17 protein-coding genes and 2 tRNA genes are annotated in these 19,140 nt (G+C 62.4%); 18 read left to right on the plus strand and 1 reads right to left on the minus strand.

The window, feature by feature from the left end:
* The 13 genes from QME24_RS23440 to astE form a co-directional block, all read left to right on the plus strand.
* Positions 1-180, plus strand: a 180-nt coding sequence (locus tag QME24_RS23440) for a hypothetical protein (RefSeq protein ID WP_281691068.1), incomplete at its 5' end; no start/stop codon positions are given.
* Between the two features lie 536 nt (positions 181-716).
* Positions 717-1,502, plus strand: a complete 786-nt coding sequence (locus QME24_RS23445; RefSeq protein ID WP_009681488.1) for an ABC transporter substrate-binding protein — start codon at positions 717-719, stop codon at positions 1,500-1,502.
* Positions 1,503-1,589: 87 nt separating this feature from the next.
* Positions 1,590-2,279: an ABC transporter permease gene (locus tag QME24_RS23450; protein ID WP_054881940.1), complete on the plus strand. Its 690-nt coding sequence runs from the start codon at positions 1,590-1,592 to the stop codon at positions 2,277-2,279.
* Positions 2,276-2,974, plus strand: a complete 699-nt coding sequence (locus QME24_RS23455) for an ABC transporter permease (RefSeq protein ID WP_029887202.1) — start codon at positions 2,276-2,278, stop codon at positions 2,972-2,974. Before QME24_RS23450 ends, QME24_RS23455 begins: the two co-directional genes overlap by 4 nt.
* 22 nt (positions 2,975-2,996) lie before the next feature.
* Positions 2,997-3,761, plus strand: a complete 765-nt coding sequence (locus QME24_RS23460) for an ATP-binding cassette domain-containing protein (protein ID WP_054904773.1) — start codon at positions 2,997-2,999, stop codon at positions 3,759-3,761.
* 98 nt (positions 3,762-3,859) lie between these two features.
* Positions 3,860-4,840, plus strand: a complete 981-nt coding sequence (argR, locus tag QME24_RS23465) for a transcriptional regulator ArgR (RefSeq protein ID WP_009681484.1) — start codon at positions 3,860-3,862, stop codon at positions 4,838-4,840.
* Between the two features lie 372 nt (positions 4,841-5,212).
* Complete coding sequence (locus tag QME24_RS23470) at positions 5,213-6,433, plus strand: aspartate aminotransferase family protein (protein ID WP_235767945.1); 1,221 nt, start codon at positions 5,213-5,215, stop codon at positions 6,431-6,433.
* Between the two features lie 135 nt (positions 6,434-6,568).
* On the plus strand, positions 6,569-7,588 hold the full coding sequence (gene aruF, locus QME24_RS23475; protein ID WP_009681482.1) for an arginine/ornithine succinyltransferase subunit alpha: 1,020 nt from the start codon (positions 6,569-6,571) through the stop codon (positions 7,586-7,588).
* A gap of 78 nt (positions 7,589-7,666) precedes the next feature.
* Positions 7,667-8,692 carry an arginine N-succinyltransferase gene (gene astA / locus QME24_RS23480; protein ID WP_029887201.1) on the plus strand — a complete coding sequence of 342 codons (1,026 nt, stop codon included), beginning with the start codon at positions 7,667-7,669 and terminating at the stop codon, positions 8,690-8,692.
* Between the two features lie 3 nt (positions 8,693-8,695).
* Complete coding sequence (gene astD, locus QME24_RS23485; protein WP_281691069.1) at positions 8,696-10,159, plus strand: succinylglutamate-semialdehyde dehydrogenase; 1,464 nt, start codon at positions 8,696-8,698, stop codon at positions 10,157-10,159.
* 23 nt (positions 10,160-10,182) lie between these two features.
* Positions 10,183-11,532 (plus strand): N-succinylarginine dihydrolase, encoded by a 1,350-nt coding sequence (astB, locus tag QME24_RS23490; RefSeq protein WP_009681478.1) that lies wholly within the window; start codon positions 10,183-10,185, stop codon positions 11,530-11,532.
* A gap of 13 nt (positions 11,533-11,545) precedes the next feature.
* Positions 11,546-11,836: a hypothetical protein gene (locus QME24_RS23495; RefSeq protein ID WP_009681477.1), complete on the plus strand. Its 291-nt coding sequence runs from the start codon at positions 11,546-11,548 to the stop codon at positions 11,834-11,836.
* A 10-nt stretch (positions 11,837-11,846) separates the two neighbouring features.
* Positions 11,847-12,854: a succinylglutamate desuccinylase gene (astE, locus tag QME24_RS23500; protein WP_009681476.1), complete on the plus strand. Its 1,008-nt coding sequence runs from the start codon at positions 11,847-11,849 to the stop codon at positions 12,852-12,854.
* A gap of 8 nt (positions 12,855-12,862) precedes the next feature.
* Here astE and QME24_RS23505 read toward each other — a convergent pair whose 3' ends face one another.
* Positions 12,863-14,140, minus strand: a complete 1,278-nt coding sequence (locus QME24_RS23505) for a M91 family zinc metallopeptidase (RefSeq protein ID WP_281691070.1) — start codon at positions 14,138-14,140, stop codon at positions 12,863-12,865.
* Between the two features lie 265 nt (positions 14,141-14,405).
* Here QME24_RS23505 and alaS point away from each other — a divergent pair, with 265 nt between their 5' ends.
* The 5 genes from alaS (at position 14,406) to QME24_RS23530 (ending at position 19,111) form a co-directional block, all read left to right on the plus strand.
* Positions 14,406-17,030: an alanine--tRNA ligase gene (alaS, locus tag QME24_RS23510; protein ID WP_009681474.1), complete on the plus strand. Its 2,625-nt coding sequence runs from the start codon at positions 14,406-14,408 to the stop codon at positions 17,028-17,030.
* Positions 17,031-17,175: 145 nt separating this feature from the next.
* Positions 17,176-18,411, plus strand: coding sequence for an aspartate kinase (locus QME24_RS23515; protein ID WP_009681473.1), 1,236 nt, complete (start codon positions 17,176-17,178; stop codon positions 18,409-18,411).
* A 165-nt stretch (positions 18,412-18,576) separates the two neighbouring features.
* The gene (gene csrA, locus QME24_RS23520; protein WP_003254503.1) at positions 18,577-18,765 is read left to right on the plus strand and encodes a carbon storage regulator CsrA; all 189 of its coding nucleotides are present in this window, start codon (positions 18,577-18,579) and stop codon (positions 18,763-18,765) included.
* Positions 18,766-18,837: 72 nt separating this feature from the next.
* Positions 18,838-18,928 (plus strand) — tRNA-Ser (locus tag QME24_RS23525).
* Between the two features lie 106 nt (positions 18,929-19,034).
* Positions 19,035-19,111: transfer RNA gene (locus QME24_RS23530), tRNA-Arg, on the plus strand.
* Positions 19,112-19,140: the final 29 nt, after the last annotated feature.

The following is a 19,140-nucleotide window of genomic DNA, read 5'->3' on the forward strand; positions in this document are numbered from 1 at the left end:
GTGATCCAGTGGGCGCCTGGGTTGCCCAAGACCCGCTCCGGCAAGATCATGCGCCGCATCCTGCGCAAGATTGCCACCGGTGAGTACGATGCGCTGGGCGATATCTCTACCCTGGCCGACCCGGGGGTGGTGCAGCACCTGATCGATACCCATAAGGCGATGAGCCTGGCTTCGGCCTGATGGCGGCCCCGCGGGTGCGCTGAATGGCAGGGGCCGCTTTGCGACCCATCGCGACGCAAGGCCGCTCCTACAGAAACCCTGCCCGGGCAACCGGCGGGGTTTTTGCTTTACTGTTACCCGACAATCATCGGTAACCGTTGTGTCACCGGTGCCGCACAATGGCGGGGCGCGGGGAAACAAAACCGGCCCATTCCAGTGCAGCTTCATGGCATTTGCAGCCGTGCCGCTCGCCCCACTTGCCGTAATTCGAGGCTTTGCCAATAATAGGCCCAGGAATTGCTAGTTCTATAGGTTCTATTTCTTGCGCTTTTGCATATTTTGCAAATGCTGTCAACATCGCCCGCGGCGGTTTCAGGCGCTTCTATAAGTAGTTGTCGCTTTGAAGAAATATCGACTACCGGGCTGTCGTTAGAATGCCACACACTCGCTCGTGGTATGCGGCCTTGGTCGAACCCTGCGCGGCTCGCGTTGTACTCATTCGCATATCGGGCAGCCGTGATCTGCCTTGTATTGCCCCGTACCGATGGAGTTACCTGATGAAGAAGCTTGCACTGCTTGGCGCCCTGGCGCTGTCCGTGTTTTCCCTGGTGTCGCAGGCCGATGAAAAGCCGTTGAAAATCGGCATCGAAGCCGCCTACCCACCTTTCGCCTTCAAACAGCCCGACGGCAGCATCGCTGGCTTCGACTACGACATCGGCAACGCCTTGTGCGAAGAGATGAAGGCCAAGTGCACCTGGGTCGAGCAAGAATTCGATGGCCTGATTCCGGCGCTGAAGGTGCGCAAGATCGACGCCATCCTGTCGTCGATGTCGATCACCGAAGACCGCAAGAAGTCGGTCGACTTCACCAAGCGCTACTACCTGACGCCGGCGCGCCTGGTCATGAAGGAAGGGACCACCGTCAGCGACAGCCTGGACGAACTCAAGGGCAAGAAGATCGGCGTACAGCGCGGCTCGATCCACGACCGCTTCGCCAAGGAAGTGCTGGGCGCCAAAGGTGCCACCGTCGTGCCTTACGGCACCCAGAACGAAATCTACCTGGACGTGGCAGCCGGTCGCCTCGATGGCACCGTGGCTGACGCCACCCTGCTGGAAGACGGTTTCCTGAAAACCGACGCCGGCAAGGGCTTTGCCTTCGTAGGCCCGGCCTTCACCGACGCCAAGTACTTCGGTGACGGTATCGGCATTGCCGTACGCAAGGGCGACGACGCCAACCGCGAGCGCATCAACAAGGCCATCGACGCCATCCGCGCCAACGGCAAGTACCAGGAAATCGAGAAGAAGTACTTCAACTTCGACATCTACGGTCCAGACTCGAACTAAGACGTCGGGTTTACCTGTGCAATGGTGCAAACAGCAGAGGCTCTGAGGTTTGCACCATTTTTCATTCTCTAGGTCGAGGACCTCATCATGTTGAAAGGCTACGGGGCAGTCATCCTCGACGGGGCGTGGCTGACGCTGCAGCTTGCCCTGTCGTCGATGGCCCTGGCCATCGTGCTCGGCCTGATCGGTGTGGCGCTGCGCTTGTCGCCCGTGCGCTGGCTGGCCTGGCTTGGCGACCTGTATTCCACGGTCATCCGTGGCATTCCGGACCTGGTCCTGATCCTGCTGATCTTCTACGGCGGGCAAGACATCATCAACCGGGTGGCGCCGCTGCTCGGCTACGAAGACTACATCGACCTCAACCCGCTGATCGCGGGTATCGGTACCCTGGGCTTCATCTTCGGTGCCTACCTGTCGGAAACCTTCCGCGGCGCCTTCCTCGGCATTCCCAAGGGGCAGGCCGAGGCGGGGTTCGCCTATGGCATGAGCGCGCGCCAGGTGTTCTTCCGTATCCAGGTTCCGCAAATGATCCGCCTGGCGATTCCTGGTTTCACCAACAACTGGCTGGTGCTGACCAAAGCCACCGCGCTGATTTCGGTGGTCGGCCTGCAGGACATGATGTTCAAGGCCAAACAGGCGGCCGACGCCACGCGCGAGCCGTTCACCTTCTTTCTGGCGGTGGCCGCGTTGTACCTGGTGCTGACCAGTGTTTCGCTGCTGGCCCTGAAGTTTCTGGAGCGCCGCTACTCGGTGGGCGTCAAGGTGGCTGAACTATGATCTTCGACTACAACGTCATCTGGGAGGCGTTGCCGATGTACTTCGGCGGCCTGCTGACCACCCTCAAGCTGCTGGCCATTTCGTTGTTCTTCGGCTTGCTGGGGGCTATTCCGTTGGGCTTGATGCGGGTGTCGCGGCAGCCGGTGGTCAACTTCACCGCCTGGCTCTATACCTATGTCATCCGCGGGACGCCGATGCTGGTGCAGCTGTTTCTGATCTACTACGGCCTGGCCCAGTTCGAAGCGGTACGCGACAGTGTCTTCTGGCCGCTGTTGTCCAGCGCCACCTTCTGTGCGTGCCTGGCGTTCGGCATCAACACCAGTGCCTACACCGCAGAAATCATCGCCGGCAGCCTCAAGGCCACGCCGCATGGCGAGATCGAGGCGGCCAAGGCCATGGGCATGTCACGCATGAAGATGTACCGCCGCATCCTGCTGCCTTCGGCCCTGCGCCGGGCGCTGCCGCAGTACAGCAACGAAGTGATCATGATGCTGCAGACCACCAGCCTGGCGTCGATCGTCACCCTGATCGACATAACCGGCGCCGCACGCACGGTCAATGCGCAGTACTACCTGCCTTTCGAGGCCTATATCACGGCGGGCGTGTTCTACCTGTGCCTGACCTTCATCCTGGTGCGCCTGTTCAAGATGGCCGAACGCCGCTGGCTCGGCTACCTGGCGCCACGCAAGCACTGACCGCTTTGTGAGAATCGACAGCATGTACAAACTCGAAGTCCAAGACCTGCACAAGCGCTACGGCAGCCATGAAGTACTCAAGGGCGTGTCGCTGGCGGCCAAGGCCGGCGACGTCATCAGCATCATCGGCTCCAGCGGTTCGGGCAAGTCGACCTTCCTGCGTTGCATCAACCTGCTGGAGCAGCCGCACGCCGGCAAGATCCTGCTCAACAACGAAGAGCTCAGGCTGGTCGCTGGCAAGGACGGCGCGCTGAAGGCCGCAGACCCGCGTCAGTTGCAGCGCATGCGCTCGCGGCTGTCGATGGTGTTTCAGCATTTCAACCTGTGGTCGCACATGACCGCGCTGGAGAACATCATCGAGGCGCCGGTGCATGTGTTGGGCGTGAACCGCAAGGAAGCCCTGGAAAAGGCCGAGCACTACCTGGCCAAGGTGGGTGTCGCCCACCGCAAGAACGCCTTCCCGGGGCACATGTCTGGCGGGGAGCAACAACGTGTGGCAATTGCCCGCGCCCTGGCTGTGGAGCCGGAGGTTATGCTGTTCGACGAGCCGACTTCGGCACTCGACCCCGAGCTGGTCGGCGATGTGCTGAAGGTAATGCAGGCGCTGGCCCAGGAAGGCCGGACCATGGTCGTGGTCACCCACGAAATGGGCTTTGCCCGCGAGGTGTCCAACCAGTTGGTGTTCTTGCACAAGGGGCTGGTGGAAGAGACCGGCTGCCCGCGTGAAGTGCTGGCCAACCCGCAGTCGGAACGCCTGAAGCAGTTCCTCTCCGGCAGCCTGAAGTAAAAGCTGCATTTTTGCACCAGAATAGGGCATGCTGCGCGGCAAGCGCGGCCTGACCCGGCGCACAGACTCGAACGACCTCAGGTTTCGGACCGTACCTTATGACCACCCAGCGAATCGGTTTTCTCATCTGGCCCAGCACCAGGCCCTTGACCCTGGCGCTGGCCGAGGAAGTGTTGCAGGTGGCGCAGCGGGTGCATCCGGACGTGGTCTACGAACTGTCGTTCCTGCAGGCCGAGCCTGCGCCGGAAGGTGCCTGGCGCCTGCCAGGCGAGCCCTGGAACGGTGGCCTGGAAGGTTGTCACAAGCTGTTCCTGCTGGCAGACGAGCCACCCGTGGCGGTAGGGGCTGCGTTGTCGGCCGCGCTCAAGCAGCTGGCGCGCAGCGGCTGCATGATCGGGGGGCTTGCAGCCGGTGTGTATCCGCTGGCGATGCTGGGTTTGCTCGATGGTTACCGGGCTGCCGTGCACTGGCGTTGGCAGGATGATTTTGCCGAGCGCTTCCCCAGGGTCATCGCCACCAGCCACCTATTTGACTGGGATCGTGACCGCCTCACGGCGTGCGGCGGCATGGCCGTTACCGACCTGCTGCTGGCGGTGCTGGCCCGCGATCACGGCGCCGAGCTTGCCGGTGCGGTGTCGGAGGAACTGGTGGTCGAGCGTATCCGCGAGGGGGGCGAGCGCCAACGTATTCCGCTGCAGAATCGTCTCGGCTCCAGCCACCCCAAGCTGACCCAGGCGGTGTTGCTGATGGAAGCCAATATCGAAGAACCGCTGACCACCGACGAAATTGCCCAGCACGTATGCGTCTCGCGCCGGCAGTTGGAGCGCATTTTCAAGCAGTACCTGAACCGCGTGCCGAGCCAGTACTACCTGGAGCTGCGGCTGAACAAGGCGCGGCAGATGCTGATGCAGACCAGCAAATCGATCATCCAGATCGGGCTTTCCTGTGGTTTCTCGTCGGGGCCGCATTTTTCCAGTGCGTACCGCAATTTCTTTGGTGCTACGCCGCGGGAAGACCGTAACCAGCGGCGTAGCAGCAGCCCGTTCGAGTTGAGTTCGGCGCCGGCTGAAAAGGGTTGATAGCTCGGTTGGGGCCGGGGTGTATGCCTTGAGGGTGATGGTGGGGCGGATATCGTGCGCCGCGCTACTAGAACAACGTCATGCACCCGCCACGGCGCGATACCAACGCCTCACACCCGCCCCGGCATAAAAATATCGGCTTGCACCTTCTACTCCGTCATCTCCAGGTGAACACCCGTTCACCCAGCCCCCTCTCTCCCGTACACTGCGCGATTGCGACAGTGTTTGTCGCATTGCCGAAAACCTTGCTAAAACTGGGTTTTGCGCTGTAACAAGTTGTCGCTTGGCCGCAAGGACAGGCGCAGATCAGTCCTTACAATCCCCCCCATCGCTCGCCACTTCCAGGCCAGCGTTCCTCTTCAGGAGACTCAGATGTCCGTTGAGCAAGCCCCGGTGCAACGTGCCGATTTCGACCAGGTCATGGTCCCCAACTATTCTCCGGCGGCCTTCATTCCTGTGCGAGGCGAGGGTTCCCGTGTCTGGGACCAGTCCGGTCGCGAGTTGATCGACTTTGCCGGCGGCATCGCGGTAAACGCCCTGGGCCACTGCCACCCGGCGCTGGTCAAGGCCCTGACCGAGCAGGCCAACACCCTCTGGCACGTCTCCAACGTATTCACCAACGAACCGGCACTGCGCCTGGCCCACAAGCTGGTAAGCGCCACCTTTGCCGACCGTGCGTTCTTCTGCAACTCCGGCGCCGAGGCCAACGAGGCTGCCTTCAAGCTGGCCCGCCGGGTTGCCCATGACCGCTTCGGCCCTGAAAAGCACGAAATCATCGCCACCGTGAACAGTTTCCACGGTCGTACCCTGTTTACCGTCAGCGTCGGCGGCCAGCCGAAGTACTCCGATGGCTTCGGCCCGAAGATCACCGGCATCAGCCACGTGCCGTACAACGACCTGGAAGCGTTGAAGGCACAGATTTCCGACAAGACGTGCGCCGTGGTGATCGAGCCGATCCAGGGTGAGAGCGGCGTGGTGCCGGCCGACAAGGCTTACCTGGAAGGCGCTCGCAAGCTGTGTGACGAGCACAATGCCCTGCTGATCTTCGATGAAGTGCAGACGGGTGTGGGCCGTACCGGCTCGCTGTATGCCTACCAGCACTACGGCGTGACCCCGGATATCCTCACCAGCGCCAAGAGCCTGGGCGGTGGCTTCCCGATCGGCGCCATGCTGACCACCACCGAGCTGGCCAAGCACCTGGCTGTGGGCACCCACGGCACCACCTACGGCGGCAACCCGCTGGGCTGCGCGGTTGCCTGCGCGGTGCTGGACGTGGTCAACACCCCGGAAACCCTGGCCGGCATCAAGGCCAAGCACGCGCGGTTCAAGGCCCGCCTGGAGCAGATCGGGCAGAAGTACAACCTGTTCAGCCAGGTGCGTGGTATTGGCCTGCTGCTGGGTTGCGTGTTGGCCGAGGCCTGGCAAGGCAAGGCCAAGGACGTACTCAATGCCGCCGAGAAAGAAGGCGTGATGGTGCTGCAGGCCGGTCCGGACGTGGTCCGCTTCGCGCCAAGCCTGGTGGTTGAAGACGCCGATATCGATGCAGGCCTGGACCGCTTCGAGCGCGCCGTTGCCACGCTGACCCAAGGCTGATCCGCCTGCGGTCCCTTCGCCGGCCGCAGCCAAGGCTGTACCAGGCCGGCGATTTGCGATTCCACAGCAGGTGCCCATGCGCCTGCCGTTTTTCCGTGCCGCCATGAGCGGCCCGTATTCCAAAGGAGTGACACCATGCTGGTGATGCGCCCCGCGCAAATGGCTGATCTGAACGAAGTGCAGCGCATGGCTGCCGACAGCCCCATTGGTGTCACCTCGCTGCCGGACGACTCTGCTCGCCTGGGCGACAAGATTGCCGCCTCCGAGACGTCCTTCGCCGCGGAGGTCAGCTTCAATGGCGAGGAAAGCTACTTCTTCGTGCTCGAAGACAGCGAAACCGGCAAGCTCGCCGGCTGCTCGGCCATCGTGGCCTCGGCTGGCTATTCCGAGCCGTTCTACAGTTTTCGCAACGAGACCTTCGTGCACGCCTCGCGCGAGCTGAAGATCCACAACAAGATCCACGTGCTCTCGCTGTGCCATGACCTGACCGGCAACAGCCTGCTGACCAGTTTCTACGTGTTGCCAGAGCTGGTGAACAGCGGCTGGGCCGAACTCAATTCCCGCGGCCGCCTGCTGTTCATGGCTGCGCACCCGGAACGCTTCGCTGACTCGGTGGTGACCGAGATCGTCGGTTACAGCGACGAAAAGGGCGAATCGCCGTTCTGGGACGCCATTGGGCGCAATTTCTTCGACCTCAACTATGCCGATGCCGAGCGCCTGTGCGGCCTGAAGAGCCGCACCTTTCTCGCCGAACTCATGCCGCACTACCCGATCTACGTGCCGCTGCTGCCAGACCTGGCGCAGGAAGCCATGGGCCAGGTGCACCCGCGGGCGCAGATCACCTTCGACATCCTCATGCGTGAGGGCTTCGAGACCGAGCACTACATCGACATATTCGACGGCGGCCCAACCCTGCATGCGCGTACCTCGGGCATCCGCTCGATCGCCCAGAGCCGGGTGGCCCCAGTGAAAATCGACGACGTGCCAACCAAGGGCGGGCGCCCGTACCTGGTGTGCAACGGCCTGTTGCAGGACTACCGGGCAGTGCTGCTGGAGCTGGATTGGGTGCCCGGCAAGCCGGTCAGCCTGAGCGTTGCAGCAGCCGAGGCGCTGGGCGTAGGCGAGGGCGCCAGCGTGCGCCTGGTGGCGGCCTGAGGCCTGGCAACAGGCGTTTCGGGATTGATGCGTTAGCAGAGTTTCGCGCCGGCCCATGCCGCCGCACAAGGAGATAGCATGATCGTTCGTCCTGTACGCAGCAGCGATTTGCCTGCGTTGATCGAATTGGCACGCAGCACCGGCACCACCGGGCTGACCACGCTGCCGGCCAACGAAGAGCGCCTGGAGCATCGCGTAGGTTGGGCGGAAAAGAGCTTTCGGGGCGAGGCCGAGCGCGGCGACACCGACTACCTGTTCGTGCTGGAAAACGACGAAGGCCTGGTGGTAGGCATCAGTGCCATCGCCGGTGCCGTTGGCTTGCGCGAGCCTTGGTACAACTACCGGGTCGGCCTGACCGTCAGTGCCTCGCAGGAGCTGAAGATCTACCGCGAAATCCCTACGCTGTTTCTGGCCAACGACCTGACCGGCAACTCCGAGCTGTGCTCGCTGTTCCTGCGCAGCGACTACCGTGCCGGGCTCAACGGCCGCTTGCTGTCGCGGGCGCGCATGCTGTTCATTGCCGAGTTCCCCGAGTTGTTCGGCAAGAAGATCATCGCCGAAATGCGCGGCATGTCGGATGAGCAGGGGCGTTCGCCGTTCTGGGAAAGCCTGGGCCGGCACTTCTTCAAGATGGAGTTCAGCCAGGCGGACTACCTGACCGGCGTGGGCAACAAGTCGTTCATCGCTGAGCTGATGCCGAAGTTCCCGCTGTACACCTGCTTCCTGTCAGACGCGGCGCGCAACGTGATTGGCCGTGTGCACAAGGACACCGAGCCGGCACTGGCCATGCTCAAGCAGGAAGGTTTCACTTACCAGGGCTATGTCGACATTTTCGACGCCGGCCCCGCCATCGAGTGTGACACCGGCAGGATCCGCGCCGTGCGCGACAGCCAGACGCTGGTGCTGGCGGTTGGCACGCCGGGCGATGACGCCACCCCCTACATCATCCACAACCGCAAGCGCGACGACTGCCGTATCACCGCTGCACCTGCGCGTCTGGCCGCCGGAACCCTGGTGGTCGACCCGCTGACCGCCAAACGCCTGCGCATGGGCGCTGGCGACAATGTGCGCGCTGTGCCCATGTCGGCGAGCCGGGAGGGCTAATTAATGACCACGCACTACATCGCCGGCAATTGGCAGGCCGGCCAGGGCGAGCCCCTGCAATCGCTGAACCCGGTCACCCAGGCCGTGATCTGGCAGGGGCAGGGCGCCGACGCCAGCCAGGTCGGCGCCGCCGTAAAGGCTGCGCGCCAGGCGTTCCCAGCCTGGGCGCAACTGAGCCTGGACGCGCGCATCGGTGTGCTGGAGCAGTTTGCCGCAGAGTTGAAGGCGCATGCCGAAGCCATGGCCCAGTGCATTGGCGAGGAAACCGGCAAGCCGCTGTGGGAATCGGCCACCGAAGTGACCAGCATGGTCAACAAGGTGGCCATTTCCATACAAAGTTATCGTGAGCGCACCGGTGAAAAGAGCGGCCCGCTGGCCGATGCCACGGCAGTGCTGCGGCACAAGCCCCATGGTGTGGTCGCGGTGTTCGGCCCTTACAACTTCCCTGGCCACCTGCCGAACGGGCATATCGTTCCGGCGCTGCTGGCGGGCAACTGCGTGGTGTTCAAACCGAGTGAGCTGACCCCCAAGGTGGCGGAACTGACAGTGCACTGCTGGATCGCTGCCGGCCTGCCGGCGGGTGTGCTGAACCTGGTTCAGGGCGGGCGTGAAACCGGTGTGGCACTGGCTGGCGACCCAGGTATCGATGGCGTGTTCTTCACCGGTTCCAGCCGCACTGGCAACCTGTTGCACCAGCAGTTTGCCGGGCGCCCGGACAAGATCCTGGCGCTGGAAATGGGTGGCAACAACCCATTGCTGGTAGACGAGGTCAAGGACCTCGACGCTGCGGTTTACACCATCATTCAGTCGGCGTTCATTTCCGCCGGCCAGCGCTGCACCTGCGCACGTCGCCTGCTGGTGCCCCAGGGTGCCTGGGGCGATGCGCTGCTCGCGCGCCTGGTCGAGGTGTGCAGAACCATCACGGTGGGGGCGTTCGATGAACAGCCGGCACCGTTCATGGGCTCGGTGATTTCGCTGCAGGCCGCGCAGGCGCTGCTGGCTGCCCAGGCCGAACTGGCCGCCAAGGGTGGGGTGAAACTGCTGGAAATGACGCAGCCGCAAGCCGATGCCGCATTGCTTACCCCTGGCATCATCGATGTCAGCGCCGTGGCACAGCGCCCGGATGAAGAGTTCTTCGGGCCGCTGCTGCAAGTGGTCCGCTATGCCGATTTCGATGCGGCCATCGATGAAGCCAACAACACCCAGTACGGCCTGGCTGCCGGCTTGCTGTCCGATTCGCGCGCCCGCTACCAGCATTTCTGGCTGCGCAGCCGCGCCGGCATCGTCAACTGGAACAAGCAACTGACCGGTGCAGCCAGCAGCGCACCCTTCGGTGGCGTCGGTGCCAGTGGCAACCATCGCGCCAGTGCCTATTACGCGGCCGACTACTGCGCTTACCCCGTGGCTTCGCTGGAGACTGCCAGCCTTGCCTTGCCGGCCACCCTTACGCCGGGCGTCACCCTATAACAACAGGTCACGGAGCCTTGCCGATGAAATCCTATGAAGTGAATTTTGATGGCCTGGTGGGGCCTACCCACAACTACGGCGGCCTGTCCTACGGTAACGTGGCTTCGCAAAGCAACAGCCAGCAAGGCTCCAGCCCGCGGGAAGCTGCACGCCAGGGCCTGGCGAAGATGAAGGCATTGGCCGACATGGGCTTCAAGCAGGGCGTGCTGGCGCCGCAGGAGCGCCCGGATGTGGCCGCGCTCCGCCGTCTGGGCTTCAGCGGCAGCGATGCCGACGTGATCCAGCGCGCTGCCAAAGAGGCCATGCCGTTGCTGGTGGCCACCTGTTCGGCTTCGAGCATGTGGGTGGCCAACGCTGCCACGGTCAGCCCCAGTGCCGACACCGCCGATGGCCGCGTGCACTTCACTGCCGCCAACCTCAATTGCAAATACCACCGCAGCATCGAGCACCCGACCACCAGTCGCGTGCTGGCCGCGATGTTCAACGACGAGCAACGCTTCGCCCACCACCCGGCGTTGCCTGCCGTGGCGCAGTTCGGTGACGAGGGCGCTGCCAACCATACGCGCTTCTGCCGCGCTTATGGGGAGGCTGGCGTGGAGTTCTTCGTCTACGGCCGCAGTGCATTCGACAGCCGTTACCCGGCACCGCAGAAATACCCCGCCCGGCAGACCCTGGAGGCCTCGCAGGCCGTGGCCCGTTTGCATGGCCTGCATGAGGACGGGGTGGTCTACGCTCAACAGAACCCGGCGGTGATCGACCAGGGCGTGTTCCACAATGACGTGATTGCGGTGGGCAATGGCGAGGTGCTGTTCTACCACGAGGACGCTTTCCTCGAGACTGACACGGTACTGGGCCAGTTGCGCGCTAAACTGGCCAGCAAGGGCGGCCGTTTCCAGGCCATCTGCGTGCCGCGCTCGGCAGTGGCGGTAGAGGATGCAGTGCGTTCCTACCTGTTCAACAGCCAGTTGCTCAGCCGTGACGACGGCTCCATGCTGCTGGTGGTGCCGGAAGAGTGCCGCAACAATGAACGCGTCTGGGCGTACCTTGGGCAGTTGACCCGCCAGGGCGGCCCGGTGAAGGAGGTCAAGGTGTTCGACCTCAAGCAGAGCATGCAGAACGGCGGTGGCCCGGCTTGCCTGCGTTTGCGCGTGGCCTTGAATGAAACGGAACTGGCGGCGGTCAACCAAGGCGTTATCATGACCGCCCCGCTGTACGACACCCTGCTGCAATGGGTCGACAAGCACTACCGTGATCGCCTGGTCGAGGCGGACCTGGCCGACCCGCAACTGCTGGTGGAGTGCCGTACCGCACTGGATGAGTTGACCCAGATTCTGAAGTTGGGCTCGGTGTACCCGTTCCAACGCCAACCTTGAAGAGAGAATTGTAATGACCGACGCCCTGCGCCTGATCCTCGAAGATGAAGACGGCACCCAGCTCGAAACCTCCTGCACCCGTTTTGCCGTGGTCTGGCAAGGCAAGGAAGTGTGGATCCAGCAGGATGGCCGCGGCCAGTTGCTGATCGGTGTGGATGTCGAGGAAGGCGACGCCGAGTACGCCAACCTGCTGCTGCGGCCCATGGCCACCAACCTGGTCAGCCTGCAGCTGGAAATGGAACCTGCAGAGCTTGGCGAAGACGACGATCACGTCCATGGCCCCGACTGCGGCCACACCCACTAAGGAAGTTCCTATGCTCGCCCTTGGTAAATTGCTTGAGCTGACCCTCACCGATCACGAACCGGCCGAGAAGACCCAAGTGACCACCAAGGGCACGCGTTTGCGCTGGCTAGGGGAGGGGGCGCTCGAAGTGCGCCCGCCCGACAGCGAGGATTGCGGCCTGGACTTGCTGTTGTCTGCCGGTATTCATGGTAACGAGACAGCGCCGATCGAGTTGCTCGAACGGCTGCTGCATGGCGTGGCCGACGGGTCGATCAAGCCCAAGGCGCGGGTGTTGTTCCTGTTCGGCAACCCGGTGGCGATGCGCAAGGGTGAGCGTTTCATCGAACAGGACATCAACCGCCTGTTCAACGGGCGCCACGAGCTGTCCAGCGGTTTCGAGGCGTTGCGTGCGGCCGAGCTCGAGCAGTTCGCCCGGGTGTTCTTCAGCAAGCCGGGGCGCAGCCGCCTGCATTACGATCTGCATACTGCCATCCGCGGTTCGAAGATCGAGCAGTTTGCCTTGTACCCCTATAAAGAGGGGCGCCAGCACTCTCGTCGCCAACTGGCACGCCTGGCAGCGGCGGGCATGCAGGCGGTATTGCTGCAAAGCAAGCCTTCCATCACCTTCAGCGCCTTTACCTACGAACAGCTGGAGGCTGAAGCGTTCACCCTGGAGCTGGGCAAGGCCCGCCCGTTCGGCCAGAACGAGCAAGTCAACCTCGACAAGCTCGAAGACCGCCTGATCAGGATCATCACGGCTGAAGAACCCGAAGACGAAGACTCGCTGGAAGGCCTGCAGCTGTTCAGTGTCTCCCGCGAAATCATCAAGCACAGCGACAGCTTTCACCTGCACCTGCCGGCGGATATCGAGAATTTTTCCGAACTGAGCAAAGGTTACCTGCTGGCTGAAGACCTGGCCGAGATGCGTTGGGTGGTCGAGGAAGAGGGCGCGCGCATCATCTTCCCCAACCCCAAGGTCAAGAATGGCCTCAGGGCAGGGCTTCTGATCGTGCCCGATGCAGGGCAGCGGTTGAGCTGAGGCGTTGCTTACAGTTGCGTGCGCAGTTCCAGTTGCAGTGCCTGGCGTAATCCGTTTTCAGTGAAAGCGGCGGGGTTGGTGTTAAGCGCAGTAGCGCCCCCAAAGTTGAATCTGCAGTCGGTGGGCAAGCCGATGCTTTGCAGTAACAGGTTGTCTACCGGGTAGGCGCCGTAAGTGCCCTGAACCTCTGTCTGGCCTGGGAACACGGTGCCGGTCATGGAATTCCAGCCCTGGCACAGGCAGCGGTACAGGTCCAGCAGCGGCAATTGGGTTGCCGTCGACCAGTTCGGGTTGTAGGCCAGCATGCCACCGCTGTAGCCCCAGCTGCTCTGGTTTTCGTTGATGATGAAGTGGCCTTCGTCTTCGTCCTGCTCGTCATCGCTGGGCGTGTAGCAAGTGAACTGTTGCCTGGCCGCTTCGCTCACCCTGATCGGTTTTCCGGTATGCCCGGCCTTGTTGTCCAGGCCTGCCAGCAGTGCTTGGCCGCACGGCAATTTGCGCATCAGCACCAGCGCATCCTCTACCGCCTGGCGGAACGCCTCATCACCCGTCACTTGCACACCGATGCGGCCTAGCGCCTGATGCTCGGCCGCTACAGGCTGGGCCAGGTGCGCATCGTACGCCGTGTTGCGGTAGAGCACGGTGCTGGAATTGGCCTGGCCAAGCAGGCAGTGGCCGGTGACATTGACCACCGCATTGCCTTTGTCGATCAGGACAGGGCCGCTACCGACGACTACCTGGTGCGTGCCGGTGTGCGCATCGATGTGCACCATACCGGCCCCTGTCTCGATGTTGTTGCCGCTGCCAATCATGTCGATCAGTACCGGCTTGCGGACCTGCCCGGTAATGACCACCTGGTGCCCGCCGTCGGTCAGGCGAATGGCAATGGCTTCAGCGGTGTGCTGGGCGACCATGAATACGGCGCCGTTGACCGTGACTTCCAGCAGGCAGTCGTGGGTCGTGATCTGCACACGTTTTTGCCGTGCATCCGAACCTGTGGCGCGCGGGGCGACATTGAACACCAGCAGCTCGGTGCTGGGCGCCAGGCGACGGTAGCGTCGCCCCAGCGCATACGCGCGTTCCAGGGTGATACGCACATTGTCGTCAGCCTGTATGTACTTCACCTCCGTCTGCTGCTGGGGGTGGTCCTTGTTGATGAATGCGGTGTGGTGGCTGCCAGCCTGCCGATCGTCGAGGTAATAGACGGGGCTGGCATTTATCAATGGCGTAGGGTGGGGGAGCGGGTGTGGGTCCGAGTGCAGTTTGGACAGGTTCAGCTCAGGCATGGCGCATTCCGGTATCGAGAAGAAAGGCGCAGCATCCCCTGGTGGCTGGGTGGCCAGGTGTTGCTTATGTACCGCCTGGGTGGCCGTGCCGCCTTGCCTGGCGACCTTGACAGTGTCGATGAACGGCTTTTCATCCGCCGAATGCCGTTCTGGTGTACAAACACACTGTATCTCCTGTTCAGGCTGGCTATAATGGCGCCCTTTGCCGTCGTTTCGTCGATTCGACGTATTAGCCCAAACGGCCGCCGTTTCCGTGGAAGAACCTATGAAAAGCGCAGAAATCCGTGAAGCCTTCCTTCGCTTCTTCGAAGAGCAGGGCCATACCCGAGTTGCCTCCAGTTCGCTGATCCCGAACAACGACCCCACCCTGCTGTTCACCAACGCAGGCATGAACCAGTTCAAGGACTGCTTCCTCGGTGCCGAGAAGCGTGCCTATACCCGTGCGGTCAGCAGCCAGAAGTGCGTGCGCGCGGGCGGCAAGCACAACGACCTGGAAAACGTCGGTTACACCGCGCGTCACCACACGTTCTTCGAAATGCTGGGCAACTTCAGCTTCGGCGACTACTTCAAGCGCGACGCCATCACCTTCGCCTGGACCTTCCTGACCTCGGAAAAATGGCTGAACCTGCCCAAGGAAAAGCTCTGGGTCACGGTCTACGCCACCGACGACGAAGCCTACGACATCTGGACCAAGGAAGTCGGCGTGCCTGCCGAGCGCATGGTGCGCATCGGTGACAACAAGGGCGCCCCCTACGCATCCGACAACTTCTGGACCATGGGCGATACTGGCCCGTGCGGCCCATGCACCGAGATCTTCTACGACCACGGCCCGGACATCTGGGGTGGCCCGCCCGGTTCGCCGGAAGAAGACGGTGACCGCTACATCGAGATCTGGAACAACGTCTTCATGCAGTTCAACCGCACTGCCGATGGCGTGCTGCACCCACTGCCAGCGCCGTCGGTGGACACCGGCATGGGCCTGGAGCGTGTCAGCGCCGTGCTGCAGCACGTGCACTCCAACTACGAGATCGACCTGTTCCAGAACCTGCTGGCAGCGGCGGCCAAGGCCATCGGTTGCAGCAATGACGGCCAGGCTTCGCTGAAAGTGGTGGCCGACCACATCCGCTCCTGCGGCTTCCTGATTGCCGACGGCGTGCTGCCATCCAACGAAGGCCGTGGCTATGTACTGCGCCGCATCATCCGCCGCGCTTGCCGCCACGGTAACAAGCTGGGCGCCAAGGGCAGCTTCTTCTACCAGATCGTTGCTGCCCTGGTGGCCGAAATGGGCGAAGCCTTCCCCGAGCTGACCAGCCAGCAAGCGCACATCGAGCGCGTGCTCAAGGCCGAAGAAGAGCAGTTCGCCAAGACCCTGGAGCAGGGCCTGCGCATCCTCGAGCAAGATCTGGCCCAGTTGCAAGGCGCCGTGGTACCCGGCGATGTGGTGTTCAAGCTGTATGACACCTACGGTTTCCCGATGGACCTGACGGCCGACATTGCCCGTGAGCGCGAGTTGACCATCGACGAAGCCGGCTTCGAACGCGAAATGGACGCCCAGCGTGAGCGCGCCCGTTCTGCCAGCGCCTTCGGCATGGACTACAACAGCCTGGTCAAGGTCGACAGCGCCACCGAGTTCCTCGGTTACGACGCAACCGAAGGCCAGGGCAAGATCATCGCCCTGTACAAGGACGGCCAATCGGTCGACCAGCTGGGGGTGGGCGAGCAGGGCGTAGTGGTGCTCGACCGCACGCCGTTCTACGCCGAGTCCGGCGGCCAGGTGGGTGACAGCGGGTACCTGCAGGCGGGTGCTGCACGCTTCGACGTACGCGATACCACCAAGACCGGCGGGGCCTTCCTGCACCACGGTGTGGTCACCAGCGGTGCGCTGCTGATCGGTGCGCCGGTGGAGGCCAAGGTCGATGCAGACGTTCAGCACGCCACCTCGCTGAACCACTCGGCTACCCACCTGCTGCACGAAGCGTTGCGTCAGGTGCTGGGCGAGCACGTGCAACAGAAGGGCTCGCTGGTCGACAGCCAGCGCCTGCGTTTCGACTTCAGCCACTTCGAAGCGGTGAAGCCGGAGCAGCTCAAGCAGCTGGAAGACATCGTCAACCGCGAAGTGCGCAAGAACACCCCGGTCGAGACCGAACTGACCGACATCGAAACCGCCAAGGCCAAAGGTGCCATGGCGCTGTTCGGTGAGAAATACGGCGATACCGTGCGCGTGCTGACCATGGGTGGCGATTTCTCGGTAGAGCTGTGTGGCGGTATCCACGCCAAGCGTACCGGTGACATCAGCCTGTTCAAGATCATCAGCGAAGGCGGCGTGGCCTCTGGCGTACGCCGTATCGAAGCAGTCACCGGCGCCGCTGCGCTGGCCTACCTGAACGCTGCCGAAGAGCAGGTCAAGGAAGCCGCGCAACTGGTCAAGGGTAACCGTGACAACCTGATCGACAAGTTGTCGGCTGTGCTTGAGCGCAACCGTCAGCTGGAGAAGCAGCTGGAACAGCTGCAGGCCAAGGCCGCCAGCGCCGCAGGGGACGATCTCTCCAACGCGGCTGTTGAGGTCAAGGGTGCCAAGGTCCTCGCCGCCCGCCTGGATGGGCAGGATGGCAAGGCCCTGCTGGCCCTGGTCGATCAGTTGAAGAACAAGCTCGGCCACGCAGTGATCCTGCTGGGCAGCGAGCATGAGGGCAAGGTCGTGTTGGTGGCCGGCGTGACCAAGGACCTCTCCAGCCAACTCAAGGCTGGCGATCTGATGAAGCAAGCCGCTGCGGCGGTGGGTGGCAAGGGCGGTGGCCGTCCGGACATGGCCCAGGGCGGTGGCGTCGACGTTGCTGCGCTGGACAAGGCCCTGGCGCTGGCCGTGCCATTCGCAGAGCAGGGACTTTGAGATGAAGGGGTAGGCGGTTCAGTGGCGGGTGCCAAGCCCCCGGGTGCCGCACCCGGTGGCAGGCAGCAGCGTCACCGGCCACTTCCGCCACCCCTTCATGTTGGATTGTTTTTTGGGGCCCTGTATGGGCTGAGGCACCATTGAAATGGCGTTGATCGTACAGAAATTTGGCGGCACCTCTGTCGGTTCCATCGAGCGGATCGAGCAGGTAGCCGATAAGGTCAAGAAACACCGTGAAGCGGGCGACGACCTGGTCGTCGTGCTGTCGGCCATGAGCGGTGAAACCAATCGCCTGATCGACCTGGCCAAGCAGATCACCGATCAGCCGGTTCCGCGTGAACTGGACGTGATCGTGTCGACCGGTGAGCAGGTGACCATTGCCTTGCTGACCATGGCCTTGATCAAGCGTGGTGTGCCAGCGGTGTCCTACACCGGCAACCAGGTGCGCATTCTCACTGACAGCGCGCACAACAAGGCGCGCATCCTGCAAATCGACGACCACAAGATTCGTGCCGACCTCAAGGAAGGCCGCGTGGTCGTGGTTGCGGGCTTCCAGGGGGTCGACGAGCACGGCAGCATCACCACCCTCGGTCGCGGCGGCTCCGACACCACCGGCGTGGCCCTGGCGGCGGCGCTGAAAGCTGACGAGTGCCAGATCTACACCGATGTGGATGGCGTCTACACCACCGACCCGCGCGTAGTGCCGCAGGCCCGTCGCCTGGAGAAAATCACCTTCGAAGAGATGCTGGAAATGGCCAGCCTCGGTTCCAAGGTGCTGCAGATCCGTTCGGTGGAGTTCGCCGGCAAGTACAACGTTCCGCTGCGCGTGCTGCACAGCTTCAAGGAGGGTCCGGGTACCCTCATTACCATTGATGAAGAGGAATCCATGGAACAGCCGATCATTTCCGGTATCGCCTTCAACCGTGATGAAGCCAAGCTGACCATTCGCGGCGTGCCGGACACCCCGGGCGTGGCCTTCAAGATCCTCGGCCCGATCAGTGCTTCGAACATCGAAGTGGACATGATCGTGCAGAACGTTGCCCACGATAACACCACCGACTTCACCTTCACCGTGCACCGCAACGAGTACGAGAAGGCGCAGAGCGTGCTGGAAAACACCGCCCGTGAAATCGGTGCCCGCGAAGTGATCGGCGACACCAAGATCGCCAAGGTCTCCATCGTTGGCGTCGGCATGCGCTCGCACGCCGGGGTTGCCAGCCGCATGTTCGAGGCGCTGGCCAAGGAGAGCATCAACATCCAGATGATCTCCACCTCCGAGATCAAGGTTTCGGTCGTGATCGAAGAAAAGTACCTGGAGCTGGCCGTACGCGCGCTGCACACCGCGTTCGAGCTTGACGCCCCTGCCCGACAGGGCGAGTAAGGCGCTGCACTGCAAGGGCGCGGCACCAGCCGCGCCCTTCGTGTTTCTGCTCGCTGCGCAGGCCCTGTCCTGCCCTGTGCAGCGTGCGACCGGGCTGGTCGTCGTCCGCGGCCGGCCCTGACCCCAAGACTGTTACCCCTGAATGTTTTGCGTAAGGAGAAAGCTATGTTGATTCTGACTCGTCGGTGCGCCGAGAGCCTGATCATTGGAGACGGCGAGATTACCGTGACGGTGCTCGGCGTGAAGGGCAACCAGGTACGTATAGGCGTTAGCGCGCCGAAGGAAGTGGCTGTTCACCGCGAGGAAATCTACCTGCGGATCAAGAAAGAGAAGGATGAAGAGCCAAGCCTTTAATTTTTTTGAAGTTTTTTTCAAAAAAAGGGTTGCAAAGGTGAAAGAGGTTCTTTAATATTCGCCTCGTGTTGCGGTGAGGTGGCCGAGTGGCCGAAGGCGCTCCCCTGCTAAGGGAGTATACCTCATAAGGGTATCGGGGGTTCGAATCCCCCCTTCACCGCCATTATTTGCGTAGGGCGCTGTAACGGGTAGGAACGCTAAGTAGTTGATTTTAAACGAAAACGTTCTTGCAAAAATGTTCCAGCGACCTATAATGCGCGGCAAGACACGGACTCATAGCTCAGCTGGATAGAGTACTCGGCTACGAACCGAGCGGTCGCAGGTTCGAATCCTGCTGAGTCCGCCACTTTTTGAAGTGGTTTTGCTTGCAAGGCT

It is taken from the genome of Pseudomonas sp. PARCl1, assembly GCF_947311875.1.
Lineage (GTDB): Bacteria > Pseudomonadota > Gammaproteobacteria > Pseudomonadales > Pseudomonadaceae > Aquipseudomonas > Aquipseudomonas juntendi.

Bases quoted from the DNA above. Each gene is read 5' to 3' on its own strand.
- QME24_RS23445 (WP_009681488.1), top strand. From the start codon at position 717: ATGAAGAAGCTTGCACTGCTTGGCGCCCTGGCGCTGTCCGTGTTTTCC.
- QME24_RS23450 (WP_054881940.1), top strand. From the start codon at position 1,590: ATGTTGAAAGGCTACGGGGCAGTCATCCTCGACGGGGCGTGGCTGACG.
- QME24_RS23455 (WP_029887202.1), top strand. From the start codon at position 2,276: ATGATCTTCGACTACAACGTCATCTGGGAGGCGTTGCCGATGTACTTC.
- QME24_RS23460 (WP_054904773.1), top strand. From the start codon at position 2,997: ATGTACAAACTCGAAGTCCAAGACCTGCACAAGCGCTACGGCAGCCAT.
- argR (WP_009681484.1), top strand. From the start codon at position 3,860: ATGACCACCCAGCGAATCGGTTTTCTCATCTGGCCCAGCACCAGGCCC.
- QME24_RS23470 (WP_235767945.1), top strand. From the start codon at position 5,213: ATGTCCGTTGAGCAAGCCCCGGTGCAACGTGCCGATTTCGACCAGGTC.
- aruF (WP_009681482.1), top strand. From the start codon at position 6,569: ATGCTGGTGATGCGCCCCGCGCAAATGGCTGATCTGAACGAAGTGCAG.
- astA (WP_029887201.1), top strand. From the start codon at position 7,667: ATGATCGTTCGTCCTGTACGCAGCAGCGATTTGCCTGCGTTGATCGAA.
- astD (WP_281691069.1), top strand. From the start codon at position 8,696: ATGACCACGCACTACATCGCCGGCAATTGGCAGGCCGGCCAGGGCGAG.
- astB (WP_009681478.1), top strand. From the start codon at position 10,183: ATGAAATCCTATGAAGTGAATTTTGATGGCCTGGTGGGGCCTACCCAC.
- QME24_RS23495 (WP_009681477.1), top strand. From the start codon at position 11,546: ATGACCGACGCCCTGCGCCTGATCCTCGAAGATGAAGACGGCACCCAG.
- astE (WP_009681476.1), top strand. From the start codon at position 11,847: ATGCTCGCCCTTGGTAAATTGCTTGAGCTGACCCTCACCGATCACGAA.
- QME24_RS23505 (WP_281691070.1), bottom strand. From the start codon at position 14,140: ATGCCTGAGCTGAACCTGTCCAAACTGCACTCGGACCCACACCCGCTC.
- alaS (WP_009681474.1), top strand. From the start codon at position 14,406: ATGAAAAGCGCAGAAATCCGTGAAGCCTTCCTTCGCTTCTTCGAAGAG.
- QME24_RS23515 (WP_009681473.1), top strand. From the start codon at position 17,176: ATGGCGTTGATCGTACAGAAATTTGGCGGCACCTCTGTCGGTTCCATC.
- csrA (WP_003254503.1), top strand. From the start codon at position 18,577: ATGTTGATTCTGACTCGTCGGTGCGCCGAGAGCCTGATCATTGGAGAC.